This window comes from Streptomyces sp. NPDC047108 (assembly GCF_040643575.1).
In the GTDB taxonomy this organism is placed as follows: domain Bacteria; phylum Actinomycetota; class Actinomycetes; order Streptomycetales; family Streptomycetaceae; genus Streptomyces.
In genome coordinates this window covers 233971-258936 of record NZ_JBEYUP010000001.1, presented here as the reverse complement: position 1 = coordinate 258936, position 24966 = coordinate 233971, and the positions used below count along the sequence as shown (strand labels likewise).

Sequence of the window (24966 nt, the reverse complement as noted above, 5' to 3'; positions counted from 1 at the left end):
GTGACGGAGCACCTGGACGACATCCTCCGCCACGTGCGGCCCCTGGAGCCGATCGAGCTGCAACTCCTCGACGCCCAGGGCTGCGTACTGATCGAGGACGTCACCGTCCCCACCGCCCTGCCGCCCTTCGACAACAGCTCCATGGACGGTTACGCGGTGCGTGCCGTCGACGTCGCCGGAGCCACGGAGGAGTATCCGGCCGTCCTCACCGTGGTCGGGGACATCGCCGCGGGCAGCGGGCAGTTGCCCTCGGTCGGCCCCGGGGAGGCCGCCCGCATCATGACGGGCGCACCCGTCCCGCCGGGCACCGAGGCGGTCGTCCCCGTCGAGTGGACCGACGGCGGTACGGGCGGTGGCCCGGCCACTGGCATGGCGGCCGCGGCGCACGCCCCCGAGGGCGCCACCGGCGAGGTCCGCGTCCACCGGGCCGCCGAGCCGGGCGCGCACATCCGCCGCCGCGGCTCCGACGTCTCCGTGGGGGAACTGGCCCTCACCGCAGGGACGATCCTCGGCCCCACACAGATCGGGCTGCTCGCCGCCATCGGCCGCGGCACGGTCCGGGTCCGTCCGCGCCCGCGCGTGGTCGTCCTCTCCACCGGCAGTGAACTCGTCCCGCCCGGCGAGGCGTTGGGCCCGGGCCGGATCTACGACTCCAACAGCTTCGCGCTCACCTCGGCCGCCCGTGACGCCGGAGCCATCGCGTACCGCGTCGGTGCCGTCGCCGACGACGCCGCCACCCTCCGCTCCACCATCGAGGACCAGCTGATCCGCGCCGACATCGTCGTCACCAGCGGCGGGGTCAGCGTCGGTGCCTACGACGTGGTCAAGGAGGCGCTGTCCCGGTTCGAGGGGCACGAGGAGGACGAGGAGGGAGACGGCGGTGGCACCGTCGGACGTGTCGAGTTCCGTAAGCTCGCCATGCAGCCCGGTAAGCCGCAGGGGTTCGGCCGCATCGGCCGCGAGCGTACGCCGCTGCTCGCCCTGCCCGGCAATCCGGTCAGCTCCTATGTCTCCTTCGAGCTGTTCGTACGCCCCGCCATCCGCTCCCTCATGGGCCTCGAACCGGTCGAGCGAGAGACCGTCCGCGCGACGTGCCCGCAGGGCATCGGGTCGTCCCCGAAGGGCAAGCGCCAGTTCCTGCGGGGGCGGTACGCGGACGGGGCCGTCACCCCTGTGGGGGGTGCGGGCTCGCACCTGGTGAAGGCGCTGGCCCTCGCCAACTCCCTGATCGTCCTGGACGAGGACACCACGTCCGTCGAGCCCGGGGCCGAGGTGACCGTCGTCCTCCTCGACTGATCCGCCTGCGCTGCCGGTACCATCCCTGCCCACGGACACCGGACCGGGAGAACGATGAGCAGCGGCGAGCAGCAGCACCTCACGCACCTCGACGACGCGGGCGCCGCCCGAATGGTCGACGTCTCCGGGAAGGACGTCACCGCGCGGACCGCCCGGGCGACCGGGCGCGTCCTGGTCTCGCCCCGCGTCGTGGAGCTGCTGCGCGGGGAGGGAGTGCCCAAGGGGGACGCCCTGGCGACTGCCCGCATCGCCGGGATCATGGGGGCCAAGCGGACGCCCGACCTGATCCCGCTCTGCCACCCGCTCGCCGTCTCCGGCGTCACGGTCGACCTGGCGGTGGCCGACGACGCGGTGGAGATCGCGGCCACCGTGAAGACGACGGACAGGACCGGGGTGGAGATGGAGGCCCTCACCGCCGTCTCGGTCGCCGCCCTGACCGTGATCGACATGGTGAAGGCCGTGGACAAGGCGGCGGTCGTCACCGACGTCCGGGTCGAGGAGAAGACGGGCGGAAAGTCCGGGAGTTGGCACCGCCCGGGAGCCGGTCACGGCGGATCCGGATCCGCCGAGCGGGGTGACGTATGAGCCGCCGCCGCGCCTTGGCCGTCACCGTCTCCAACCGCGCCGCCGCAGGCGTCTACGCCGACAAGGGCGGCCCTTTGCTCGTCGAGGGCCTGACCGCGATGGGCTTCGAGGCCGACGGGCCGCGCGTCGTCCCCGACGGGGAGTCCGTCGAGGTCGTCCTGCGCGAAGCGGTCGCCTCCGGGTACGACGTCGTGCTCACCACCGGCGGTACCGGCATCTCGCCCACCGACCGCACGCCCGAGATGACCCGCCGCATCCTCGACTACGAGGTCCCCGGGATTCCCGAGGCGATCCGTGCCGAAGGGCTGGCCACCGTACCCACCGCGGCGCTCTCCCGCGGGCTGGCGGGCGTCGCCGGCACTACGCTGATCATCAACCTCCCCGGTTCCACCGGTGGTGTCCGCGACGGCCTCGCCGTCCTGGAACGCCTGCTCGTCCACGCCGTCGACCAGATCCGCGGCGGCGATCACCCCAGACCAGCGGGGAGCTGAACCTGAACGTCCCCTGGCCCGTCGAGCTGGCGGACGGCGATATCGCCCTCCGTCCCATAAGGCTGCGCGACCAGCGCCTCTGGCGTGAGGTCAACCGCCGCAACCGGGACTGGCTGCGGCCCTGGGAGGCGACCGTGCCGCCGCCCGCTCCCGGCGGCCCCCTGACCCAGCGCCCCACGTACCGGCAGATGGTCCGCCATCTGCGCGGAGAGGCCCACGCCGGACGGATGCTGCCGTTCGTCATCGAGTACCGGGGCCGGCTCGTCGGGCAGGTCACGGTCGCCGGAATCACGTGGGGCTCGATGTGCTCGGGTCACATCGGCTACTGGGTCGACCAGGCGGTGGCAGGCCGCGGCGTGATGCCGACGGCCGTCGCACTCGCGGTCGACCATTGCTTCCGTTCGGTCGGACTCCACCGCATCGAGGTGTGCATCCGGCCCGAGAACGTGCCGAGCCGCAGGGTCGTCGAGAAACTCGGATTCCGCGAAGAGGGTCTGCGCCCGCGGTACCTCCACATCGACGGCGACTGGCGTGACCACCTGGTCTACGCGCTGACGGCGGAGGAAGTCCCCGAAGGTATGGTCGCGCGCTGGCACCGGTTGCGTCCCGGAACGGCGCGCAAATAAAAAACTTGTTCGAAATTGACCGTGCCGGATCGCAAATTGCCGTCTGCTGATCTCAACAATCACAAGAAAAGTTCGAGATATCAGCCAGATCGTGCGACACACCGCGCCAATTGGCAGATGGCCCCATGCAAACCCCTCTACCGTGTGAGGCGTGAGCAGCAGCGGCCTCATCTACGCAGTCATTGTCGGGGCCTGGGCCGCCTACTTGGTGCCGATGTGGCTCCGTAGGCAGGACGAGCTGAACGAAGCCCGTCCGACGGAACGCTTCAGCACCGCCATCCGGCTGCTCGCCGGACGGGCGGGGATGGAGCGCCGTTACGCCAAGGACCTGGAGAAGCGGGGCTCCGCCGACGGGGAGGACGAGGAACCGGAGCGGAGTACCACGGACCCGGACGCCGAGACCGGATCGGTCGACGTCCGGTCGTTCGCCGTGTCCGCCGCCACTGAGACGATGCTCCGCACCACCGCGGTCACCGACGACGCGCCGCAGCGGCGCGACGAGGCGGCCCACCGGCGTGATGAAACGTCGCAGCGGCGTGACGAGGCCGCCCACCGTCGCGATGACGCGGCTCACCGCCGGGATGACGCCCCGCGTGAGCGGGCCGAGCGCCCCGCGCCCCGGCCCTCCGCGCAGCGCCAGGCGATGTCGGCCGCGCAGCGGGCCCGGCGCTCCCAGGCCATCGCCCGGCGCCGGCGCACCACGATGGTGCTCTTCCTCGCCTTCACCCTCGGCTCCGTCGTCGCGGCGGTCGGCGGGCTCGCCTTCCTGTGGGCACCGGCCGTCCCCGCCGTCCTGCTGAGCCTCTACATCGCGCACCTGCGCGTCCAGGAGCGCCGCCGCTTCGCCTTCACCATGGACCGGCGCCGCGCCGAGGACGCCGCCCGGCGCCTGCACGAGCGGCGCCGGCCGTCGGCCCGCCCCGAGCCGCGCGCCCAGGCCGACTCCGTCGACGAGGGCGAGGGCCGGGCCTTCCTCCAGGACGCCCCGCCCGCCGACGCCCCGGCCCCGGCCTCCCCGCACACCGCGGGCAGGCGGGCGCTGGTGGAGCAGACCGACCACGCGGAGTGGGTCGACCAGCAGCGCCGCCGCGGCACGGGCGAGGGCGACACCTGGGACCCGGTCCCGGTGCCGCTGCCCACGTACGTGACGGCTCCGGTCGCCCCGCGCGCCACCGGGAGCCTGGACCTCGACGCCCCGGACGCATGGAGCTCGGCCCGGTCGAGCACGGCCGGGCCCGCTTCCGAGGCCGAGACCCCGGCTGAGGCGGAGCCCGCCGCCCGGCGCCCGACGGGCCGCCGCGCTCGGGAGCGCGGCCGCACGCCGCTGTTCGACCAGTACGCCCCGCCTTCGGCGGGTGCCCAGGCGGACGATGTGGACCGGCCCCGGGCAGCCAACGAGTGAGCCTTCCGATACGCCCTGCGTGACCGGCGCACTCAGCGCACCGGCCCGGGAACGGATTTCCAGGCTCCCGGGCCGGGATGCTAAGGTTTCACCCGTTGCAAGGGCCTGTGGCGCAGACCGGTAGCGCACCTCGTTCGCATCGAGGGGGTCAGGGGTTCAAATCCCCTCAGGTCCACCGCAAGAAGATCCCGATCAGACGGTCACCGTCCGATCGGGATCTCGTCGTTTCAGGCGCGATGAACGGGGGCGTCCGCCGAGACCCGGTACCTGAGGCGGTGCCTTTTTGCTTCCCTGTCGTCATCGATCTCGTTGATATCCCGGCGAGTGCCCGTACGGCAGTTGTGCGGTCGCGGCCAGGCGGAATACCACGGACGCCGTCACCGGCCGGGTACGGGACCGGCCTCGCGCGCCGGGTTGCCGCGCCACCGTGCGCCCGGGGGGATCTCCTCGCCCTTCATCAGGAACGAGTCGGGGCCCAGCGTCGCGCCGTCGCCCATCGTCACGCCGTAGTGGACGAACGCCCCCGGGGCCAGCGTGCAGCCGTCGCCGATCGTGATGCGGTCCGTCTTGAAGGTGCCGTCCTCCAGGGAGTGGCACTGGATCGTGGACTCCATGTTCAGCGCGCAGCCGTCGCCGATCGTGACGAGCGTCTTCTCCGGGATGCCGCAGCCGTCGTCGAAGACCTTGCGGCCCATGCGCACGCCCGCGAGCCGCCACAGCAGGGGTTTGAACGGTGTGCCGTTGAACAGCGGCACCATGCTGAGCTTCCACATGCGTTCGTGGCGCCAGAACTGCGGGTCGTAGATGGAGCAGAACCGGGGGCGCAGGGAGCGGAATCCGAGCACGGCCCGTTCGGCGAGGGTGGAGAAAGCGATGGTGAAGGCGGTGCCGAGCAGGGCCGCTGCGGAGACGGCCAGGGCTCCGATCGCCGTGTAGTGCTCCGCGGCCAGCACCGCGAGCAGCAGCAGAACGAAGAACTCGATCCACATCACGAGCAGGAACAGCCCGATCGTGGCGGTGTTGTGACGCCTCTTGGCGGCGAGATGCCGGGGGAGTTCCTCGCGGCTCTTCAGCCGGTCGAAGCGGCTGTCGCGCTGCACCGACCGCGGGATCTCGAAGCACGGGGACCCGAGCAGCCCGACGCCCTCGCGCACCTCGCCGTCCACGGGCACCATGACCTTCGTACCGAGCAGGCAGTTCGCGCCCGTTCTGCCGCGGGACGGGTACGCCACGTCGTTGCCGAGGAAGTTGCGCGGCCCCACAGCCGTCCTGGTGACGCGGAAGGACGTGCTGGAGAAGTCGGCGTTGATGACGGACAGCCCGTCGGAGACCATCGTGCCGCTGCCGACGACGGCCAGGAACGGCGTCTCGTGCTGCTGCGCGACCCCGAAGTTCGAGCCCGTCTGCACGACCCTGGACAGGTCCCATCCGATGGACCGCAGGTAGTGGACGATGAACGCGCTGTCCCCGAAGAGGCCCATGAACGCAGACATGTTGCTGATGCGGGCGATCGTCCGCTGCACGGAGTAGTGGAACCCGTAGAGGGGATAGACCCGGTCCGGCCGGAGGACGACGTTCAGCAGGCGCGGGACGGCGACGACGAACGCGAGCCCTGCGAGCAGGGGGCCGAAGAACAGCACCAGGGACGCGAGGATCTGGTCGCGGTAGAAGGCCGGGCTCGTCAGGATCGGCTGGTCGGTGGTGAGGACCTGCGGGAGCAGCGCGCCGAGGGCGCCCAGGGCCACCGGCACGTAGAGCAGCGGCACGGTCAGGAGTTGCGCGGCGGCGTAGAGGGCGCGGCGTACGGTGCCGCAGCGCACCGGCTCGACGGCCCGGAAGTCGGTGCCGGTCCGCTGCGCCGGCGATCCGGCCCACGCCTCGCCCGCGGGTACGGTCTGCCCGGCGTGCAGCGAGGACGCGTGCCCCAACTGCCCGCCGTCGCCCATCGTCACCTCGATGTCGAGGACCGTGTGCTCGCTGACGAGGACGTCGTCGCCGAGGGTCACGCGGCCCGTGCGCAGCCGGCCGGCCTCGGCGCGGTAGCAGTTGAGGAGGGCGTTCTTGCGGATGACGGTGTTCTCGCCGACCGTCAGCAGGTCGGTGCAGACGGGGACGGACCGCGTGAAGATCACCGTGCCGCGCCCGATCCTCGCGCCCAGCGCCCGCAGATAGAGCACGTACAGCGGCGAACCGGCGAACAGCAGCATCGGGCTCAGCCCGACCAGGGTCTTGACCGTCCAGAACCGGAGATAGGTCAGGCTCCACAGGCGGACCTCGCAGGGTCTCCACCGCCCGATGAGCATCCACTTGGCCACGACCGGAACCGCCGCCAGGGCCAGGAAGGTGGCGACGCCGAACACGGTCGAGCGCACGTAGTCGTCCAGCAGCCCGCTGCCGTCGGACACCCAGCGGTAGCCCTCGATGAGCAGCAGGGAGCCGCAGTAGACGTAGCCGAGGAACAGCAGCAACTGGAGGGCACCGCAGAGGGCGTACCGCGGTGTGCCCGGGAGCTGTTCCGCGGGTGCCGTCGTGACGGGGGCGCTCTCGGGCGCGCGCGGGGCCTCGGCGAGCGCCGTGGCGAGGCCGGCGATCGTCGGGTGCAGATAGATGTCGCGCATCGACACCGGCGGCAGCCCGGGGCGGTTGCGCACGCGGGCGCAGAACCGGGCCATGAGCAGGGAGTTCGCGCCGAGATCGTCGAAGAAGTGGCTGTCGGCGGAGACACGTTCCAGGCCCAGGGCACCGGCCAGCAGGCCGGCCAGGACCGCCTCGGTGCCGGTGGCCGGCGGGGTGTACGGGCGGGTGGCCGGGCTCCGCGGACCGCTGGGCGGCGGAAGGTGCTTGCGGTCGATCTTCCCGCTGGGGAGGACGGGCAGGGCCGTCATCTCCTCCAGGTACGCAGGCACCATGTACCCCGGCAGCCGGGCGCGCAGCTCCTGCCGGACGCGGTCCGGGTCGGGCCGTTCCGCGTACCGGTGCGGGCTGTAGTACGCCACCAACTCGACCAGCCCGGGCGCCGATTCATGGGTGGCGACGGCTGCCTGCGCGATGCGGGGGACCTGCAGCAGGACCGACTCGATCTCGCTCAGCTCGATCCGGTATCCGCGGATCTTGACCTGGGTGTCGATGCGGCCGTGGTACTCGATCTCGCCGTCGTCGTTGACCCGCCCGAGGTCGCCCGTCCGGTAGATCCTGCCGGAGGGGTTGTTGCCGATCCGCAGGAAGTCCTCGACGAAGGCCCGGTCGGTGAGGTCGTCCCGGTTCACATAGCCGCGGGCGAGACCGACGCCCGCGATGCCGATCTCCCCCATCTCGCCCGGCTTCATGGCTCGTTGGGCCGTGGGGTCGAGGATCACGGCCGAGTAGGTGGGCAGCGGTACGCCGATCGTCACGGGCCTGTCCGGGTGGACGGGCGTCCAGGTCGCGGTGACGGTGGCCTCCGTGGGGCCGTAGACGTTGAGGAAGCGGCGTCCCGGTCGGTGCCAGCGGGTGACGAGGTCCTGCGGGCACGCCTCGCCGGACACCAGCAGGAAGCGCAGCGAGGGGAGTTCCGCCTCCAGCGTCGCCAGCAGGGTGGGCACACAGCACAGAGCGGTGACGGAACGGGTGTCGAGGAACTCCCACAGGTCGCGGCCGACGAGCGGGGAGCCGGGCGGACGGGGCACCAGGGTCGCGCCCGCCATCAGGGGCACCCAGATCTCCTCGACCGAGAAGTCGAAGGCGATCGTCATGCCCTGGTAGACCCGGTCATCCGGCCGCAGTCCGTAGACCTCGCCCGCCACGCGCACGAAGTTGCAGATACCGGCGTGGGTGATGGCCACGCCCTTGGGACGGCCCGTCGAGCCGGAGGTGTAGATGATGTAGCAGAGGTCGTCGGGCGGGTCGCCGCGCTCGCCGGGCAGAAGACGCCGCGGATCCTCGGCGGCGAGGAGCGGCGCCGCCTCGTCGACGCAGAGGACGGCCGCGCCCGTGTGCTCGAGGCGGTCCCGCAGGAGGGAGTGCGAGAGGACGGTGCGGACTCCTGCGTCCCGCACGATGTACGCCAGCCGGTCGGACGGGAAGGCGGCGTCCAGCGGGACGTACACCGCGCCCGCCTTGAGGACGGCCAGCATGCCGACGTACGCGTGCACGCCCCGCGCGAAGAGGAGCCCGACACGGTCGCCGGGGCGCACGCCGCGGGCCAGGAGATGGCGGGCGAGCTGATTGGCGCGGGCGTCCAACTGGTCGTACGTCAGGACGGAGTTGCCCTCGTCGACCGCCGGTCGCCCGGTCGTCGCCGGTCCACCGCCTGTCGCCGTTCGTTCGTCCGCCGCCGTTCGTTCGTCCGTCGGCGGTCGTCCGGTTGTTTGTGGTCGTCCGGTCGTTGGTGGTCGGGTCCCGACGGGGGGAGTCCGCAGGAGATCGCAGCGGGTCTCGAAGAGGTGCTCCAGACGCTCACCGGGGCGCCAGCGGATCGTCTGCTCGCGGCCGGACGCGATCAGGACCGGACCCGGCGGCCGGTGTTCCGGCGGGCCCTCCGGGGAGATGTCCCGGCCGTCGCGGGTCCGTGCGTGGCGTGCCTCGGTGCTCATGCCGCGGCGGTGGTCGGCGTCGTCGGTGCCGTCGGTGTCGCGGCGGCGCACTCCGCGATGGCGTCGACGAGGATCGTGCAGGCGATGTCGACGACCTCGGCGGTCACATTGAGGGGCGGCAGCATCCTGACGACGCAGTCGTCGCGTCCGCCCAGCTCCACGATGAGCCCGTGGCGCAGCGCGCGCGTCTGCACCTCGGCGGCGAGCGCACCGGCCGGGCGGCCGTCGCGGGGGTCGGCGAGTTCGATGCCCCACATCAGCCCGCGGCCGCGCACCTCGCGCACCCACGGCTGGTCCTTCAGCTCGGCGAGCCGGGTCCCGATCTGGTCGCCGCGGCGCCGTACGTTCCCCAGGACGTCGTCACGGCGGAAGATCCGGATGGCTTCCAGGCCGGAGGCGAACGCGAGCTGGTTGCCGCGGAAGGTCCCCGTGTGCGCGCCCGGGGCCCACACGTCCAGCCGCTCGTCGTAAAGGATCAGTGCGACCGGGGCGCCGATGCCGCTCAGTGCCTTCGAGGCGACGACGACATCGGGCTCGATGCCGTACTGCTCGAAGGCGAACCAGGTGCCGGTGCGGCCGCCGCCGGTCTGCACCTCGTCGATCACCAGCGGGATGTCCAGGTCGCGGGTCAGCGCCCGTGTCCGGCGGACGAACTCGGGCCCGGCGGGTACCACTCCGCCCTCCCCCTGCACCAGCTCGAGGACGACGGCCGCGGGGTGGGGGATGCCCGCAAGGCTGTCGTTGAGCGAGCGCTCGAGGAAGCCGACGCAGTTGGTGTCGCAGGTGTCCGGGTCCAGGCCGAGCGGGCACCGGCTGCAGTACGAGTAGGGGAAGAAGTGGACGCCGGGCACTCCGCCCGGAACGGGCTCCTTCTGTGCCACCGTCCCGCTCAGAGCCATGGCGGCGTGCGTGCCGCCGTGGAAGCCGCCCTGGAACGCGATGATGTCGGCGCGCCCCGTCGCCGTCTTGCAGAGTTTCACGGCGGCCTCGACCGCGTTGGCTCCGGTCGGACCGCAGAAGTGGAGCTTCGTCCGCTCGCGCATACCCGGCGGCAGCATGGAGAGCTGGGCCTCGGTGAACGCGTCCTTGACGGGGGTGGGGAAGTCCAGGCCGTGGGTGAATCTGCCGAGCTGATCGGCGACTGTGCGGACCAGTTCCGGATGGTTGTGACCGAGGGAGAGCACCCCCGCGCCGCCCAGGAAGTCGATGAAGACGTTGCCGTCCAGATCGCGGACGAAGCTGCCGAAGCCCTCGTCGACGGCGATGGGGAAGTGGCGGGGGTAGACCCTCGCGTTGGACTCCCGTCGGTCCTGCCGGGCGAGGAGTTCCGACGAGCGCGGTCCGGGCAGTTCGGAGTCGACATGCGGACGGGTCACGGTGTCGGGCTGCTGGAACATCGTCATCGGACTCTCCGCAACGATCGTGATGGTCATGCGGTGGTGCGGTTGCGCTCACCCATCGGTGACACGCGGACACCGCTGGTCACTCCTGCGGTCGGTCATACGTGGTCGGGACCGGCCCGGCCGTCCCGGACCAGGTGTCGGACCGGGCTGGAGCGAGCGCACTCTTCTCTTACGACCGAATGTGCGTTTTGGATTGTTCTGCCCGGAAAGGGCGTCGGATAGCCGGTGTCCACGAGCTCTTCGCGTCGCATCCGACCGGTCGGGGCGGGGTGCGTACGGGATGCGTACGGGGGCGAGTGGCGGAGAGCGGGCGGTCCTGAGGGCGGGGTCAGGGAGTGCGCCACCCCGGACGGGGACGGGCGAGCCAGGCCGCGGCCGGCACCCCGGCGGCGAGCCGGGCCCACGGCGCCGCCCGGGACGGTGCGGCGGCAGGAGGCGCGACGGCACCGGCGAGGGCACGGAGGACGACCAGGAGAGCGGCGAGTTCCTCGGCGCGCGGCTCACCGCGGACGACGCGGACGATGCCGCCCGGGCCATCGCTGCTGTCGGGGCCGCTCATTGGGGCTGGTTCCCGTGCTTGCGGGTGGGCAGCGGGGCGTGCTTGGCCCGCAGCATCGCCAGCGCCCCTATCAGCCGGATGCGGCTCTCCGCCGGGTCGATCACGCTGTCGACGAGCCCGCGCTCGGCCGCGTAGTACGGGTGCATCAGCTCGGCGCGGTACTCCTTGACCAGCCGGGCACGGGTCGCGTCCGGGTCCTCCGCGGCGGCGATCTCCCGGCGGAAGACGACGTTCGCCGCGCCCTCCGCACCCATCACCGCGATCTCGTTGCTCGGCCAGGCCAGCGAGATGTCCGTGCCGATGGAGCGCGAGTCCATGACGATGTACGCCCCGCCGTAGGCCTTGCGCAGGATGAGCTGCACGCGCGGCACGGTCGCGTTGCAGTACGCGTAGAGCAGCTTGGCGCCGTGGCGGATGATGCCGCCGTGCTCCTGGTCCACGCCGGGCAGGAAGCCAGGGACGTCGACCAGGGTGACCAGGGGCAGGTTGAACGCGTCGCAGGTCTGGACGAACCGCGCCGCCTTCTCCGATGCATGGATGTCGAGCACCCCGGCGAAGGCGGCGGGCTGGTTGGCGACGATGCCCACCGCCTGGCCGTCGAGCCGTGCGATGGCGCAGACGATGTTGGTCGCCCAGGACTCCTGGACCTCGAAGACCTCGCCGTCGTCGACGATCTCCGCGATCACGGCCCGCATGTCGTACGCCCGGCCGGGGTCGGCCGGGACCAGGTCGAGCAGCGCCTCGGTGCGGCGGTTCGCCGGATCGGCGGTGGGCTCTGCGGGCGGCAGCTCGCGGTTGTTGGACGGCAGCAGGGACAGCAGATGCCGCACGTCCTCCAGGCAGCCCTGCTCGTCGTCGTACGCGAAGTGGGCCACGCCCGAGACGGAGGCATGAGCGTCGGCGCCGCCGAGGGCGTCGTGCGTGATGACCTCGCCCGTGACCGCCTGCACCACGTCGGGGCCCGTGATGAACATCTGGGAGGTGCCGCGCACCATGAACACGAAGTCCGTCAGCGCGGGGGAGTAGGCGGCGCCGCCCGCGCACGGTCCGAGGATCACGCTGATCTGCGGGATGACCCCGGAGTTGCGGACGTTGCGGGTGAAGATCCCGCCGTAGCCGGCGAGTGCCGTCACCCCCTCCTGGATGCGGGCGCCCGCGCCGTCGCACAGGCCGACCACCGGGCAGCCCGCGGACTCGGCGAGATCCATCAGCTTGTGGATCTTCTCGGCATGGGCCTCGCCGAGGGCACCTCCGAAGATCCGGAAGTCGTGGGCGTAGGCGAAGACCGTACGGCCGCGGACCTGGCCCCAGCCGGTGACCACACCGTCGGTGTGCGGACGCCGGTCCTCGAGCCCGAAGCCGGTGGCCCGGTGCCGCCGCAGCTCCTCGACCTCCGTGAAGGTGTCCTCGTCGAAGAGGAGCGCGAGGCGCTCGCGCGCGGTCAGTTTGCCCTTGGCGTGCTGCGCTGCGGTCGCCCGCTCGCCGGGACCGCGCCGCACGCTCTCGCGCAGCTCGCTGAGTTCGGCGGCACGGTCGCGCAGATGGCCGTCCGCGGGGGCCAGGGTGTTCAGGGGCGTTTCCTCGACGACGCTCATGCGGACCAGCGTGCGCGCGCCTGCTCAAGACGGACTCGACGGCCTCTGGACGTACGGGTGGAGTGCGGCTCGACCCGGGCCGTCCACGCTCGCGCCATGACGTGTCCCCAGCACCGTTCCGTGGTCCTGATGTTCCCCGGCACCGGCGCCCAGCACGCGCAGATGGCGGCCGGCCTCTACGGACACGAGCCCGTCTTCACCGACGCCGTCGACGCGGTGCTGGACGCACTCGGTGCCGAGGGCGAGGCCGTGCGCGCCGACTGGCTGGCGGAGGCTCCCTTCGAGCCGATGGACGCCGACAGCCGTTCGGCGCCGCTGCTGTTCGCCGTGGACTACGCGATGGGGCGGCTGGTGGAGAGCTGGGGCGTGCGGCCGGCCGCGTATCTCGGCCACAGCATGGGCGAGTTCGCCGCTGCCGTGCTCGCCGGGGTGTTCCGCCTGGAGGACGCCGTGCGGCTGCTGTGGGCACGGGTGCGGATGCAGGGCGCGACACCGGGGGGCGGGATGCTCGCCGTGGCGGCCGCGGAACACGAGCTGTCGGTTTACCTGGGCGACGGCGTGGTGGTGGGTGCCGTCAACGCCCCGCGCCACACGGTGCTGTCGGGGCCCGATGAGCCGCTGCGCGCGGTCGCGGAGCGGCTCGTCGCGGACGGCAGGACCTTCCGCCGGCTCGCCTCCCGTACGCCGTACCACAGCCCCGCCCTGGCACCGCTGGTGCCGGAGACCGAGGCGCTCGTCGCCACGATGCGGCTCGCCGCGCCGCGCACGCCCCTCTACTCCGCCTACACCGCGGGGCTGTTGAGCCCGGCGGAGGCCGTCCGCCCCGCCTTCTGGGCGGTGCAGCCGACGGCGCCGGTGCTGTTCCGGCCGACGCTCGACCGGGTGCTGCGCGACGGCGACCGTCTGCTGGTCGAGGCCGGGCCCTCGCAGAGCCTCACGGTGCTGGCGCGGGGACACGAGGCGGTGCGCTCGGGGCGCAGCGCGGTGGTGCCCGCGCTGCCGCCCCGGGCCATGGGACCCGAGGCGGACCGGCGGAGTGTGCGGGCGGTGCGCGAGCGTCTGCTCAGGGAGGGGGCGCTGCCCGCGCGGGAGGGTGCCCCGACCGGAGCGGCGGATCTGCCGGCCCGGTCGGCGCGCCCGGCGGGAACGCCGGGCCCGGCGGCCGGAGCCTCGGCCACGGTCGCGGGAACTCCGGGCCCGGTCGCGGGAACCCCGGGCCCGGATCACTCCGGGAGGTTGCCGGTGGACCTCCCCGCCTCATAGGGGCTCGATACGCCGTCGTAGGCGAGGTGCAGCACCATGCCGTCCCGCGCGTGGTCGAGGTTGTGGCAATGGTCCATCCACAGACCGGGGTTGTCGGCGCGGAAGGCCACTTCGTAGCGTTCGCCCGGTGCGACGTTGAGGGTGTCGGTCCACCATGGGCTGCCGGTCGCCTTCCTGCCGTCCTTGGAGAGGACGAGCATGCGATGGCCGTGCAGATGCATGGGGTGGTCGTCCAGACTCCGGTTGACGAACGTGGTGCGGACGAGGTCGCCCTCCTTGACCAGGAGGGCCGGGATGTCCGGGTAGACCGCGTTGTTGATGGTCCACAGCACCATGGGCCGGCCGTCGAAGAAGCCGAAGCTGTTGCCGAGGACGAGATGGAAGTCCCGGTCGAAGCGCGGTGAGCTGCCGAACGGGGCGGTGCCGCGCGAGCCGTAGTGCAGCGGGTCGAACAGCGGGCCGGTGACGGCAGGGGGCTGCTCGCCGGTGGCCGGGTCCGGTGCCAGGAGCAGGGACGCCGTCTCGGCGCGGCCCGCTCCGTAGGCGCCGTCCTCGCCGCAGCCCTCGAAGCCGTGGCTGGCGGTGGAGGCGTTGGCGTCCCCGACGACGGTCAGATGGACCGGCCCTGCTGGCTGGCGGAAGGTGACGTCGTACCGTCCGCCGCCCGCGATCCGCAGCCGCCGGTCCCGCAGGTCCGTCGGCTCGTTCACGTCGTTGCCGTCGATGGCCGCGACCTTGAAGGGAGTTCCGGCGAGCGAGTACGTGCGGGGGCAGTTGTCGGCGTTCACCAGGCGCAGCCGCACTTCGGTGCCGGCCTTCACCGACTCCTTCCGCGTCCTGGTGTCGTCGCCGAAGGCGGTCCGCAGGGTGCCGCCGGCGCCGTTGACGCCGCTCAGCGCGCCTCCGCCCCCACCGCCCCCGCCTCCGCCTCCGCGGGGCGGTCCCGCGGCGGGCTTCGCACCCCCGACGGTCCAGGCGTGCGCCACGACGGTGCGGTCCAGTACCTCCGGGTCGCCCCCGTCGGGCTCCTCCACCACCAGCGACCCGAACAGGCCGCGGGCCACCGTGCTGCTGGACTGCTGGTGCGAGTGGTACCAGAAGGTGCCCGCCCGGTCCGGACGGAAGCGGTACACGTGGCGCTCGCTGGGACGCACGGCGTCCTGGGTGACCCCGGCGACGCCGTCCTCGGCGTTGGGGACGTCGACGCCGTGCCAGTGGAGGGTGACGCCGTCCTTCACGTCCTGGTTGACCAGGACCACCTCGACCAGTTCGCCGCGGCGCACGCGCAGTTCGGGCCCGGGGAGCTGCCCGTTGAAGGCGAGGGCCGCCACCTTCTCGCCCGACGCCAGGCGCACCGTGCGGTCCGTCGCGGTCAGGGTGAAGCGCCGGTCCGGCTCGCCCTCGCGGTCACCGGTGAGGTCGTCGACGGTGCGAGCGGCGGCCCGGCCGGCGGACGCGCCGCCTCCGGTGTCGTAGGAGTGCTCGTGCCCCGACTCGCCCATCCGGCCCGGCAGACGGCTCTGTTCGGCCACCAGGGAGCAGCCGCCGACGGTCAGCACCGCCAGACCGGTCACCACGGCGGTGGCACGCAGCAGGCGTCCCGGTCGGGACGGGGGCCGCCAGTCCGGGGCGGTGAGAGCGGGGCGGCGGCGCTGCTGGAGCAGCAGCAGGGCCCCCGACGCGGCGCCCAGCAGGGCGAGTTCCACCAGGACCATGCCCAGGTACGGGGGTGTGGGCGGGTGCAGGGTGTACGCGGCGCCCAGCAGGGTGGCGACCCATCCGGACTGCACGGGGACCATCAGGCGGGTCCGTGAGGCCAGGGCCCGCAGTTCGGGCAGACCGGGACGCGCGACGGCGTCCCCGGTGTCCGGCGCGGGCGCGTCCGGTCGGTCCGCCGCCGCGCTCCGTGCCGCGCGCCACACCCGTACGTACGCGGGCACGGCCAGAGATGCCACGGCGACGCCCGCGAGCACCGGCGGCAGCGCCCCGAACAGCACGTAGTCGGCCGCCCCGAGCCACCCGGCGGCACCGGCGAGAGCGAGCGCCAGGCCGGCCCGCAGAGCCAGCGCCAGCAGCGCGCAGCTCAGCAGGATCAGACCGAGCAGGGCCCTGCGCCGGAGGGCAGCCGCGGTGGGCCGGGTCGCCAGCCGTCGCGCCCCGCGGGCCGCGAATCCCCATAAGACGGCCGTCAACACGGCCCAGAGGATGTTCTGTTCGAAGAGGTTCTCCACCATGGGCGACAGCCTGGCGGGTCTCCTTCGAGCATCCCTCGAGGATGCCGGTCCATGCCACTCCTTCGAGTCTCCCTCGAGGCGGCTGGACGATGCTCGCGCTCGGCCGGAGCACGCCGCCCCGGCCCTGCCGTGCACGTGGGAGGGGACACGAGATGCAGCAAAGGCGCAGTGCGCTGGTGACCGGCGGATCGCGGGGCATCGGCCGCGCGGTCGCGGTCCGGCTGGCGCGGGCGGGGTACGCCATCGGCTTCTGCTCGCGGTCGGCGGACGAAGCCGCCCTGGAGACCGCACGGTTGATCGGCGAGGCCGGTGCGCGGGCCCACCACGTGGTCTGCGACGTCACCGACGCCGAGGCAGTCCGCACCTTCGTCGGTGAGGCGGAGGAGAAGCTCGGCCCGGCCTATGCGGTGGTCAACTCCGCGGGTGTGCTCCGGGACCGGCCGATGGCGCTGATGGCCGCCAAGGACTGGCAGGCCGTGGTCGGCACCAGCCTGGACGGTACGTTCAACGTCTGCCGCGCCGTCGTACGCGGCCTGCTCACCCGCAGGGCCGGGGCACTGGTCAACGTCTCCTCGGTCATCGGGGTGTACGGCAACGCGGGCCAGACCAACTACGCCGCCGCCAAGGGCGGGTTGAACGGCCTCACCCGCGCCCTGGCCAAGGAGGTCGCGCCCTACGGCGTGCGGGTCAACGCGGTCGCGCCCGGTTTCATCGAGACCGAGATGCTCGACGGCATGACGGCCAAGGCGCGGGAGGCCGCCCTGGGCAAGATCGCCATGGGCCGCTTCGGCAGCGCGGAGTCCGTCGCCGAACTCGTCGCGTTCCTGGTCTCCGACGCCGCCGACTACATCACCGGTCAAGTGGTGCAGATCGACGGCGGGATCGCGCTGTGAGGAGGGCGTCATGACCTCCGGCAGCACGGCGGCCGCGCGACCCGCCACCGTTCAGGACGATCCCGGCAGGCCGCTGCGGTCGATGTTCCGGGAGCGCTGGTTCTCCACCCTGTTCATGACCGACATGTGGGAGCGCTTCAGCTTCTACGGCATGCAGGCGCTGCTCTTCCTCTACGCGACCGCGCCCGCCTCCGAGGGAGGCCTCGGGCTCTCCGACGGCACGGCGGGCGCCCTCTTCGGCCTCTACATCTCCGCGTCGTTCCTGGCCGCCATGCCCGGCGGCTGGCTCGGGGACCGGGTGCTGGGCACCCACCGGGCCATGCTCTGCGGCGCCCTCGTCATCATGGCCGGCCACCTCTCCATGGCGGTGCCCGCCCATGCCACGTTCTATCTGGGCCTGGTCCTGGTGGCCTGCGGCACCGGGCTGCTCAAGCCCAACCTGCCCGTGATGTTCGACCAGATGAACCCGGGGGCGAGCAGCAGCCGGCGGCAGGCGGCGTTCTCGCTGTTCTACATGAGCATCCAGGTCAGCGCCCTGGTCGGCCCGCTCGTCACCGGCGCCCTGGGGGAACGCGTCGACTGGCACCTGGGGTTCGGCGCCGCTGCCGTCGGCATGGCCTTCGGCGTCCTCCAGTACCTGCACGGCGCCTCGTCGCTGCGCGGCGCGGCGACCGGCCCCAGCCGCCCCCTTCCGCCCGACGCGCTGCGCCGCCTGATCCGCCGCGCCTGGGCCGCCCTTGCGGTGGCCGTGCTGCTGGGGGCCGGTGTCGCCGTCGCGGGCGGCCTGCCGCTGCGGCCGGTCCTGGCCCTGTGCGGGCTGGCGTCACTGGTGGCGCCTGTCTGGTACTTCCGGCGGCTGCTGCGCGGCGCGGAGCTGGACGAGGCGGAGCGCGCGCGGATCCGCGGCTACCGGCGCATCTTCGTGCCCTCGGTGCTGTTCTGGGCCATGTACGGCCAACTGGGCTCCGTCTTCAGCCTGTTCGCGCGGGAGCACACGGACCGCGGGATCGCCGGGTTCACCGTGCCCGCGAGCTGGTTCCAGTCGGCGCACCCGCTCTTCCTGCTGCTCCTGGCGCCGCTGTTCGCCTGGCTGTGGCTGCGGATCGGGGCACGCGCCGGGGTGGTGCAGAAGTTCTCCTCGGGACTGCTGTGCGCCGGGGGCGGCTTCGCCGTCCTGGCCACCGGGGCGTGGTTCGCCGCGGACGGGAACACCCTCGTCTCCGCCCTGTGGCTGCTCGGCGCCTTCCTGTGCATGACGTGCGGCGAGCTCGTCTTCGGGCCCGTCGGGCTGAGCACCACGGCGGAGTCGACGCCCGAAGGGCATGGCAGCCGGATGATGGGGCTCTTCTATCTCGGGGCGGCCCTGGGAGCCGGTGTCGGCGGGCAGTTGTCGCATCTCGTGGGCGTCCTGCCGCTCTGGATCTACCTGGCGGGATTCGCCGCAGCAGCGGCCTTTACCGCCCTTTTACTCCGCCGCAGAACGGCACGAATCTGACGTCGAGCTGCCCTGGACGAGGTCTCAAGTCCTGCGGGCCAGCATCGCATTCGGACAGCCGCCCGACCGCTTCCGGGCACGGCACCCGTCCGCTCACGGGCGCCACGGCCGTCCGTCCTGCCCGACCGCTCCGGGCCTTACCCGAAGGAGTCTCCATGGCGCACCGCACCCTCATCGTGGCGCGGATGGACCCCGACGACGCGGACAAGGTGGCCGCGCTCTTCGCCGAGTCCGACGCGACCGATCTGCCGCACATGATCGGCGTCCAGCGGCGCACGCTCTTCCGCTTCCACGGGCTGTACTTCCACCTCGTCGAGGCGGAGGCGCCCATCAACGGCGATCTCTACAAGGCCCGCAGCCACCCGCTCTACCAGGACATCAACACCCGGCTGCAGGAGTTCATGACGCCGTACGACCCGTCGTGGCGCGAGCCGAAGGACTCCATGGCCGAGGCCTTCTACAGCTGGACGCCCTGAACCCGCCGGCCTCATCAGGCCCTGTCCGGCCCATCAGGCCCCAGGCCCTGTAAGGCGCATCGGGCCCCAGGCCCTGTCCGGCCGCATCCGGACCACCGAGTCCGCCGGTCCGCCGCACTCCGTCCCCGGTATTTCCGTCCCCACCTGTGGAGCACCTATGCAGACCTCCGACCTGACCAAGGTCGCCATCGACGACGTGGAGCCGAACCGCAAGCGCGGCGGCGACCTGCGTGTCCTGCTCAGCCCCAAGACCTGCGGAGCCACCTCGGGGTTCATGGGCGTGGGCACGCTGGAGCCCGGAGAGTTCGTCTCCGAGCACTACCACCCCTACTCCGAGGAGTTCTTCCACACCATCCGCGGGCGGATCCTGCTGCGGGTCGAGGGCCGGGAGGTGGTGCTGGAGCCGGGCGAGTCCTTCATGGTCCCGATCGGCGTGCGCCACCGCATCGAGAACCCCGGCACCGAGCAGGCGTTCGTCGCGTTCTTCCTCAGCCCTCTGGCCCCGCGCCCCGAACTCGGGCACGTGGACTGCGAGCCGCTGCCGGGGGAGGGCACCCTGCCCGAAGTGGGGGACGTGCGATGACCGCACGCGCGGTGATCACCGGCATCGGTGTCGTCGCCCCCGGGCAGCCGGGCCGCGAGAACTTCTGGGAGATGATCGTCAAGGGCCGTACGGCGACCCGGCGCATCACGCTCTTCGACCCGTCGCCGTTCCGCAGCCGGATCGGGGCCGAGTGCGACTTCGACCCGGAGCGGAACGGCCTGTCGTACCAGGAGATCGCGCGCACCGACCGGGCCGGACAGTTCGCGATCGTCGCCGCCCGCGAGGCCGTCGCCGACAGCGGCATCGACCTCGACGCGGAGGACCCGCACCGCATCGGCGTCAGCGTCGGCAACGGCGTCGGCAACGCCATCTCCATGGAGCAGGAGTACCGCACCGTCAGCGACAACGGCCGCCGGTGGCTGGTCGATCAGGGCTACATGGTGCCGCACCTCTACTCGTACGTGATGTCCAGCTCCCTGGCGACCGAGGTGGCGTGGGCCGCGGGGGCCGAGGGTCCCGCGACCGTCGTCAGCTCCGGCTGCTGCGCGGGCATCGACGCGGTCGGGTACGCCGTCGACCTGATCCGCGAGGGTTCGGCCGAGGTGATGGTGGCCGGAGCCACGGACGCCCCGATCTATCCGATCACCGTGTCCTGCTTCGACACCCTGCGGGCCTCCTCCACCAGCAACGACGACCCCGAGCACGCCTGCCGCCCGTTCGACCGGCGACGCAACGGGCTGGTCCTCGGCGAGGGTTCCGCGGTCTTCGTGATCGAGGAGCTGGAGCACGCCCGGCGGCGCGGCGCCCGTATCTACTGCGAGGTCGCCGGCTACTCCGCCCGCGCCAACGGCTACCACATGACCGGACTGCGCCCGGACGGGCGGGAGATGGGCGAGGCGATCACCGCCGCGCTCGACGAGGCCCGGATCAACCCCGACGAGATCGACTACGCCAACGCCCACGGCTCCGGCACCAAGCAGAACGACCGCCACGAGACCGCCGCGTACAAGCGCAGCCTCGGCGAGCACGCGTACCGGATCCCGGTCAGCTCGATCAAGTCCATGGTCGGGCACTCGCTCGGCTCGATCGGCTCCATCGAGATCGCCGCCAGCGCGCTGGCCATGGACCGCGGCACGATCCCGCCCACCGCCAACTACGAGGAGCGCGACCCCGAGTGCGACCTCGACTACGTGCCGGGCACGGCGCGCGAGGCCGAACTGGACGTCGTCCTCAGCGTGGGCAGCGGCTTCGGCGGCTTCCAGAGCGCGGTGGTGCTCACATCACCGAGGAGGATCCGATGACCGCGTCCGTCATCACCGGCGTGGGCGTCGTGGCGCCCAACGGCCTGGACCGCGAGGCGTGGTGGCAGGCGACGCTGGACGGGAAGTCGGGGCTCGGCCGGATCAGCCGGTTCGACCCGTCCCGGTATCCCGTGCAGGTCGCCGGCGAGGCCACCGGCTTCGACCCCGCCGACCACGCACCCCAGCGGCTGGTCAGCGAGACCGACGCCATGACGCAGTACGCGTTCGGCGCCACGAACGAGGCCCTGGCCGATGCCGTCGTGGAGCCGGACCGGATGAGCGACCTGGAGATGGCGGTCATCACCGCCAACTCCTCCGGCGGTGTGGAGTTCGGCCAGCGCGAGCTGCAGAAGCTCTACACCGAAGGCCCGCAGGCCGTGGGCGCCTACATGTCCATCGCCTGGTTCTACGCGGCCACCACCGGGCAGCTGTCCATCCGGCACGGCATGCGCGGCCCCTGCGGCGTGCTGTGCTCCGAGCAGGCCGGCGGCCTGGACGTTCTGGCGCAGGCCAGGAGGGTCCTCGCCAAGGGCACGCGACTGGTCGTCTCCGGCGGCACCGACGCCTCCCTGTCCCCGTACGGGCTGGTCTGCCAGCTCGCGGGCGGCCGGCTCAGCGAGGAGCTGCGGCCCGACCGCGCGTTCGTACCCTTCGACCCGGAGGCGAGCGGCTACGTGCCGGGGGAAGGCGGCGCGATCCTCGTCGTGGAGAGCCACGACGACGCGCGCGCCCGCGGGGCCGAGCGGATCTACGGCGAGATCGCGGGCTACGCGGCCACGTTCGACCCGCATCCCGACTCAGGGCGGCCGCCCGGCCTGCGGCGCGCGGCCGAACTGGCCCTCGCCGACGCCGGGGTGAGGCCCGACGCCGTCGACGTCGTCTTCGCCGACGGCCACGGGGTGCCGGAGCTGGACCGGCAGGAGGCCGAGGCCATCACGGCGCTGTTCGGGCCGGACGGCGTCCCGGTCTCCGTGCCCAAGACGATGACGGGACGGCTCTACGCGGGTGGCGCGCCGCTCGACGTCGCCGCCGCCGTGCTCGCCCTGCGCGACCAGGTGATCCCGCCCTCGGTCAACGCGCGCCCCGACCCCGTCCACCGCCTCGACCTGGTCACCGACCGTCCGCGCGAGGCCCGTCTGCGGACCGCTCTGGTCCTCGCGCGCGGCTACGGAGGCTTCAACGCCGCCGTGGTCCTCACGTCCGTCTGACCGCCGGCATCGCTCGCACCACCCCGCCGGCACCGCTTTTCCCGTCCCCAGGAGGAACAGATGAGCACCATCAGCTTCGACGACCTCAAGGCGATCATGAGCCGTTGCACCGGTGAGCTCGACGGGAGGGAGCTCACCGAGGCCGACCTCGCCACCACTTTCACCGAGATCGGCTACGACTCCCTCGCCGTCCTGGAGATCGCGAGCCAGATACAGCGCGAGTACGACCTGCAGATACCGGACGAGGCCATCGAGGAGATGGACTCCCCCAAGGCCGTCATCGACTACGTCAACGCCAGCCTGGCGGCGGTCTGACATGGCGAGCTCCACCGACAACGCGATCGTCATCGACGCGCCCATGGACCTGGTCTGGGACATGACCAACGACGTCGAGTCCTGGCCCGAGCTGTTCTCCGAGTACGCCAAGGCGGAGATCCTCGACCGCAAGGGCGCGACCCTCACCTTCCGTCTCACCCTGCACCCCGACGAGAACGGCGCCGTCTGGGACTGGGTCTCCGAGCGCACGCCCGACCCGGCCACCAGGACCGTACGGGCGCGGCGTATCGAGACCGGCCCGTTCGAGTTCATGAACCTCCTGTGGACCTACGTCCAGACCGACGCCGGCGTGGAGATGCGCTGGCGGCAGGAGTTCGCGGTCCGCTCCGGACTGCCGTTCGGCGACAAGGAGATGACCGACCGCCTCAACACCAACACCCGCCGGGAGATGGCCCGGATCAAGGGGCTGGTGGAGAAGGCTGCGGCGGACCGGCCGGCGGTCCGGCCGTGACGGCCGGACTGCGGGTGCTGCTGCGGATCCGTATCACCGAGGGGCACGAGGCGGAGTTCGAGGAGCTGTGGCGCGGCCACGCCGAGACCGTCCGCGGCTTCTCCGACAACCACGGGCAGCAACTGCTGCGCACGGCAGGCGAGCGCGGCAGCTACACCGTGCTGACGGACTGGACGGACGAGCCGTCCTTCCGGGCCTTCGAGCAGAGTCCCGAGCAGCAGGCCTATCTCCGCAAGCTCTGGGCGATCCGCGCCGGCGGGGAGATGCAGTTGCTCGAGGTCGTCCACGCACTGACACCGGCCGCCACGGCCGAAGCCTGAGGAACCGGGAGGGGACACGCATGAGCGTGCAGCAGGAACAGGTGACCGAGCTGATCGAACTGGTCGAGTCGACACCGTCGAAGGAACTCGAAGTCGCGGTCGCCGGCCGCGAGGGCGGGGTGGACGCGGCCCTGACGCTGATCTTCGAGCTGCTGGTGTCGGAGTTCAACCCGGAGAAGGCCAAGGGGCAGAAGGGGGTCTTCCAGTTCGACATCACCTCCGCCGAGGGCCAGAAGCTCCACTATGTGCAGGTCGAGGAGGGCACCTGCAGCACCGACAAGGGCCGGCACGAGAGCCCCGACATCACCATCGGGATCAAGCTCCCCGACATGCTGGCGATGGGGGTCGGGAAGCTGCCCGGCGCGAAGGCGTTCCTGACGGGCAAACTGAAGCTGCGCGGCAGCCCGCTCATGGGCACCAAGCTGGGTGAGTGGTTCGATCACCCCGAGACCTGACGGGGCGTACGCCGAAGCCGCCGCCGTGCCGTGAGGCGCGGCGGCGGCTCTCGCGTTCCCGGCGGCTTCGCGCGTTCCGGGCGCTTCCTGCGTTCCGCGCGCGTTCGTCGGGCGGGGGCGCCCGCCCGACGAACGCGCGCGGGGGAGAGGTCAGTCGACGCCCAGGACGGACATGTGGGCGATGGAGAGCATCGCCTGCTCGTGGACGAGCGCCAGGTAGGCGTCCGGGTGCGAGGGCCGCTCCGTGCCGTCCAGATACGGCGTCAGCCACGCCTCCGCGTCCTGCCCGAAGCAGCGGTCCGTGAGATAGCCGACGACGTCGTACGGGTGGCCGTCGTACTGCACGACCCGCACCAGGGTGTCCTCGTGCAGGAACAGCGCCGTACGGACGATGGACGGGTGCTCCTCGGACAGCCGCAGGGAGGCCTGCCGGTTCGCCGTGGCCCGGGCCGCCGCCAGCTCCTCCCCGGCGCCCTTGCGCAGCGGGTAGCGCAGGGCCACCGTGCCGGCCGCGGGCCGCTCGTCGGGGCTGTGCTGCTCCAGCACCGTCATGAGGCTGCGGTGGAAGTGCTCCCGGAACCCCTCGGGCGTCTCGGTGTCACGGGGCTCGGAGAGATACGGCAGGATCGCCCGCTCCGCGTCGTGCACTCCCTTCTGGACCGACATGTGCCGTGCTATCTGCGCGGCGCCGGCGCCGTCGTGGTGGATCACCCGGACCAGGGTGTCCCCCTGGACGAACAGCCCCGTGCCGAGCAGCATCCCCACGGTCTCGCCCGAACCGTCCTTGATCACGGGGGAGTCGACCCGGGTGAAGTTGTGCGGTGAGAAGACCTCGGTGAGTTCCTCCTCGTGTCCGGGCGTGACGCGATAGGTGACGGCGTCCAGTGGCATGGCGGTTTCTCCTCTTCAGCGGGCGGCGAAGGTCAGCGGGCGGCGAGCACGGCGACGGTGTCGGCGGCCAGGGCGAGCGCGGCCAGGGCCGTCCGCGTGCGGTGCCAGGCGCGCCACAGCGGCCGCGGGTCCACCCAGGGGCCGTCGGCGGCCAGACCGCTCAGCGAGCGGTTGATCGGGACGTTGCCGAGGTGCGAGACCGCCTGCACCCCGATGAGCAGCACCGAGGCGAGCGGGAACAGGACGCTGCCCGGCGGTTCGGCGAGAAACGCGAGCGCGAATCCGCTGAGCGTCACGACGTTGACCAGGATCGGCATCAGCGGGTGGTAGCCCTTGCCCAGCAGGGCGTGGGCCCGCAGATACTCGGCGCGCCCCATGGCCGACATGGCGGGACCCACGCTGACCGCGACCGCGACGAAGATGCCTGTGACGGTCCCCGTCCCGGTCAGCACGATCCCGCTCAGCACTTCCTCAAGCATCACGACTCCCGGTCGATGGTGGGTGTGTCCGCCACCGTGCCGTCACCTGCTCGACTCGCTGTGGAGCGGCGCTCGACGGCACCGCCCGCGGC

General features: G+C 72.2%; 23 protein-coding genes and 1 tRNA gene. 17 read left to right on the top strand and 7 right to left on the bottom strand.

Annotated features, from left to right (window positions below; translation table 11 throughout):
• From glp to ABZ822_RS01120, 6 genes are all read left to right on the top strand, one after another.
• Positions 1 to 1296: a gephyrin-like molybdotransferase Glp gene (gene glp / locus ABZ822_RS01145; RefSeq protein ID WP_360846904.1), complete on the top strand. Its 1296-nt coding sequence runs from the start codon at positions 1 to 3 to the stop codon at positions 1294 to 1296.
• 54 nt (positions 1297 to 1350) lie between these two features.
• A complete protein-coding gene (gene moaC / locus ABZ822_RS01140; RefSeq protein ID WP_360845460.1) occupies positions 1351 to 1881 on the top strand; it encodes a cyclic pyranopterin monophosphate synthase MoaC in 531 nt (176 codons plus the stop codon).
• Positions 1878 to 2372 (top strand): MogA/MoaB family molybdenum cofactor biosynthesis protein, encoded by a 495-nt coding sequence (locus tag ABZ822_RS01135; protein ID WP_360845458.1) that lies wholly within the window; start codon positions 1878 to 1880, stop codon positions 2370 to 2372. Before moaC ends, ABZ822_RS01135 begins: the two co-directional genes overlap by 4 nt.
• Positions 2373 to 2374: 2 nt before the next feature.
• Entirely contained in the window at positions 2375 to 2998 is a 624-nt protein-coding gene (locus ABZ822_RS01130) for a GNAT family protein (RefSeq protein ID WP_360846902.1), read from the top strand.
• A 151-nt stretch (positions 2999 to 3149) separates the two neighbouring features.
• Positions 3150 to 4400, top strand: coding sequence for a gephyrin-like molybdotransferase receptor GlpR (gene glpR, locus ABZ822_RS01125; RefSeq protein ID WP_360845456.1), 1251 nt, complete (start codon positions 3150 to 3152; stop codon positions 4398 to 4400).
• Positions 4401 to 4501: 101 nt separating this feature from the next.
• A tRNA-Ala gene (locus ABZ822_RS01120) sits at positions 4502 to 4575 on the top strand.
• A 202-nt stretch (positions 4576 to 4777) separates the two neighbouring features.
• On the opposite strand, the gene ABZ822_RS01115 is transcribed toward ABZ822_RS01120, so the two are convergent.
• From ABZ822_RS01115 to ABZ822_RS01100, 4 genes are all read right to left on the bottom strand, one after another.
• Entirely contained in the window at positions 4778 to 9022 is a 4245-nt protein-coding gene (locus tag ABZ822_RS01115; RefSeq protein ID WP_360845454.1) for a Pls/PosA family non-ribosomal peptide synthetase, read from the bottom strand.
• Positions 8968 to 10374: a diaminobutyrate--2-oxoglutarate transaminase family protein gene (locus tag ABZ822_RS01110; protein WP_360845452.1), complete on the bottom strand. Its 1407-nt coding sequence runs from the start codon at positions 10372 to 10374 to the stop codon at positions 8968 to 8970. Before ABZ822_RS01110 ends, ABZ822_RS01115 begins: the two co-directional genes overlap by 55 nt.
• Before the next feature lie 328 nt (positions 10375 to 10702).
• Positions 10703 to 10933, bottom strand: a complete 231-nt coding sequence (locus ABZ822_RS01105; protein WP_360845450.1) for an acyl-CoA carboxylase epsilon subunit — start codon at positions 10931 to 10933, stop codon at positions 10703 to 10705.
• Positions 10930 to 12528 (bottom strand): acyl-CoA carboxylase subunit beta, encoded by a 1599-nt coding sequence (locus ABZ822_RS01100; RefSeq protein ID WP_360845448.1) that lies wholly within the window; start codon positions 12526 to 12528, stop codon positions 10930 to 10932. Before ABZ822_RS01100 ends, ABZ822_RS01105 begins: the two co-directional genes overlap by 4 nt.
• A gap of 96 nt (positions 12529 to 12624) precedes the next feature.
• Between ABZ822_RS01100 and ABZ822_RS01095 the strand changes: the two genes are divergently transcribed.
• A complete protein-coding gene (locus ABZ822_RS01095) occupies positions 12625 to 13791 on the top strand; it encodes an acyltransferase domain-containing protein (RefSeq protein WP_360845446.1) in 1167 nt (388 codons plus the stop codon).
• Here the strand turns inward: ABZ822_RS01095 and ABZ822_RS01090 are convergent.
• Complete coding sequence (locus ABZ822_RS01090) at positions 13752 to 16025, bottom strand: multicopper oxidase family protein (protein ID WP_360845444.1); 2274 nt, start codon at positions 16023 to 16025, stop codon at positions 13752 to 13754. The genes ABZ822_RS01095 and ABZ822_RS01090 overlap by 40 nt on opposite strands.
• A 152-nt stretch (positions 16026 to 16177) precedes the next feature.
• Here ABZ822_RS01090 and fabG point away from each other — a divergent pair, with 152 nt between their 5' ends.
• From fabG to ABZ822_RS01040, 10 genes are all read left to right on the top strand, one after another.
• Positions 16178 to 16918 carry a 3-oxoacyl-ACP reductase FabG gene (fabG, locus tag ABZ822_RS01085; protein WP_360845442.1) on the top strand — a complete coding sequence of 247 codons (741 nt, stop codon included), beginning with the start codon at positions 16178 to 16180 and terminating at the stop codon, positions 16916 to 16918.
• 10 nt (positions 16919 to 16928) lie between these two features.
• On the top strand, positions 16929 to 18413 hold the full coding sequence (locus tag ABZ822_RS01080; RefSeq protein WP_360845440.1) for a peptide MFS transporter: 1485 nt from the start codon (positions 16929 to 16931) through the stop codon (positions 18411 to 18413).
• A 155-nt stretch (positions 18414 to 18568) separates the two neighbouring features.
• The gene (locus tag ABZ822_RS01075; RefSeq protein WP_360845438.1) at positions 18569 to 18889 is read left to right on the top strand and encodes a TcmI family type II polyketide cyclase; all 321 of its coding nucleotides are present in this window, start codon (positions 18569 to 18571) and stop codon (positions 18887 to 18889) included.
• Positions 18890 to 19046: 157 nt separating this feature from the next.
• Positions 19047 to 19472: a cupin domain-containing protein gene (locus ABZ822_RS01070; protein ID WP_360845436.1), complete on the top strand. Its 426-nt coding sequence runs from the start codon at positions 19047 to 19049 to the stop codon at positions 19470 to 19472.
• Positions 19469 to 20734 carry a beta-ketoacyl-[acyl-carrier-protein] synthase family protein gene (locus ABZ822_RS01065; RefSeq protein WP_360845434.1) on the top strand — a complete coding sequence of 422 codons (1266 nt, stop codon included), beginning with the start codon at positions 19469 to 19471 and terminating at the stop codon, positions 20732 to 20734. Before ABZ822_RS01070 ends, ABZ822_RS01065 begins: the two co-directional genes overlap by 4 nt.
• Positions 20731 to 21942: a ketosynthase chain-length factor gene (locus tag ABZ822_RS01060; RefSeq protein ID WP_360845432.1), complete on the top strand. Its 1212-nt coding sequence runs from the start codon at positions 20731 to 20733 to the stop codon at positions 21940 to 21942. The genes ABZ822_RS01065 and ABZ822_RS01060 overlap by 4 nt, the downstream gene beginning before the upstream one ends.
• Before the next feature lie 60 nt (positions 21943 to 22002).
• Entirely contained in the window at positions 22003 to 22257 is a 255-nt protein-coding gene (locus ABZ822_RS01055; protein WP_360845430.1) for an acyl carrier protein, read from the top strand.
• A 1-nt stretch (position 22258) separates the two neighbouring features.
• Positions 22259 to 22729, top strand: a complete 471-nt coding sequence (locus ABZ822_RS01050) for an SRPBCC family protein (RefSeq protein ID WP_360845429.1) — start codon at positions 22259 to 22261, stop codon at positions 22727 to 22729.
• A complete protein-coding gene (locus ABZ822_RS01045; RefSeq protein ID WP_360845426.1) occupies positions 22726 to 23049 on the top strand; it encodes an antibiotic biosynthesis monooxygenase family protein in 324 nt (107 codons plus the stop codon). The genes ABZ822_RS01050 and ABZ822_RS01045 overlap by 4 nt, the downstream gene beginning before the upstream one ends.
• A 20-nt stretch (positions 23050 to 23069) precedes the next feature.
• Complete coding sequence (locus ABZ822_RS01040; RefSeq protein ID WP_360845424.1) at positions 23070 to 23504, top strand: SCP2 sterol-binding domain-containing protein; 435 nt, start codon at positions 23070 to 23072, stop codon at positions 23502 to 23504.
• Between the two features lie 150 nt (positions 23505 to 23654).
• Here the strand turns inward: ABZ822_RS01040 and ABZ822_RS01035 are convergent, their stop codons facing one another.
• On the bottom strand, positions 23655 to 24395 hold the full coding sequence (locus tag ABZ822_RS01035; RefSeq protein ID WP_360845422.1) for a SchA/CurD-like domain-containing protein: 741 nt from the start codon (positions 24393 to 24395) through the stop codon (positions 23655 to 23657).
• 32 nt (positions 24396 to 24427) lie between these two features.
• Complete coding sequence (locus ABZ822_RS01030) at positions 24428 to 24874, bottom strand: DUF1772 domain-containing protein (protein ID WP_360845420.1); 447 nt, start codon at positions 24872 to 24874, stop codon at positions 24428 to 24430.
• Between the last annotated feature and the right edge of the window lie 92 nt (positions 24875 to 24966).

Coding starts and splice junctions, on each gene's coding strand:
- moaC (WP_360845460.1), top strand. CDS start 1,351: ATGAGCAGCGGCGAGCAGCAGCACCTCACGCACCTCGACGACGCGGGC.
- ABZ822_RS01135 (WP_360845458.1), top strand. CDS start 1,878: ATGAGCCGCCGCCGCGCCTTGGCCGTCACCGTCTCCAACCGCGCCGCC.
- ABZ822_RS01110 (WP_360845452.1), bottom strand. CDS start 10,374: ATGACGATGTTCCAGCAGCCCGACACCGTGACCCGTCCGCATGTCGAC.
- ABZ822_RS01105 (WP_360845450.1), bottom strand. CDS start 10,933: ATGAGCGGCCCCGACAGCAGCGATGGCCCGGGCGGCATCGTCCGCGTC.
- ABZ822_RS01100 (WP_360845448.1), bottom strand. CDS start 12,528: ATGAGCGTCGTCGAGGAAACGCCCCTGAACACCCTGGCCCCCGCGGAC.
- ABZ822_RS01095 (WP_360845446.1), top strand. CDS start 12,625: ATGACGTGTCCCCAGCACCGTTCCGTGGTCCTGATGTTCCCCGGCACC.
- ABZ822_RS01090 (WP_360845444.1), bottom strand. CDS start 16,025: ATGGTGGAGAACCTCTTCGAACAGAACATCCTCTGGGCCGTGTTGACG.
- fabG (WP_360845442.1), top strand. CDS start 16,178: ATGCAGCAAAGGCGCAGTGCGCTGGTGACCGGCGGATCGCGGGGCATC.
- ABZ822_RS01080 (WP_360845440.1), top strand. CDS start 16,929: ATGACCTCCGGCAGCACGGCGGCCGCGCGACCCGCCACCGTTCAGGAC.
- ABZ822_RS01075 (WP_360845438.1), top strand. CDS start 18,569: ATGGCGCACCGCACCCTCATCGTGGCGCGGATGGACCCCGACGACGCG.
- ABZ822_RS01070 (WP_360845436.1), top strand. CDS start 19,047: ATGCAGACCTCCGACCTGACCAAGGTCGCCATCGACGACGTGGAGCCG.
- ABZ822_RS01065 (WP_360845434.1), top strand. CDS start 19,469: ATGACCGCACGCGCGGTGATCACCGGCATCGGTGTCGTCGCCCCCGGG.
- ABZ822_RS01060 (WP_360845432.1), top strand. CDS start 20,731: ATGACCGCGTCCGTCATCACCGGCGTGGGCGTCGTGGCGCCCAACGGC.
- ABZ822_RS01055 (WP_360845430.1), top strand. CDS start 22,003: ATGAGCACCATCAGCTTCGACGACCTCAAGGCGATCATGAGCCGTTGC.
- ABZ822_RS01050 (WP_360845429.1), top strand. CDS start 22,259: ATGGCGAGCTCCACCGACAACGCGATCGTCATCGACGCGCCCATGGAC.
- ABZ822_RS01040 (WP_360845424.1), top strand. CDS start 23,070: ATGAGCGTGCAGCAGGAACAGGTGACCGAGCTGATCGAACTGGTCGAG.
- ABZ822_RS01035 (WP_360845422.1), bottom strand. CDS start 24,395: ATGCCACTGGACGCCGTCACCTATCGCGTCACGCCCGGACACGAGGAG.
- ABZ822_RS01030 (WP_360845420.1), bottom strand. CDS start 24,874: ATGCTTGAGGAAGTGCTGAGCGGGATCGTGCTGACCGGGACGGGGACC.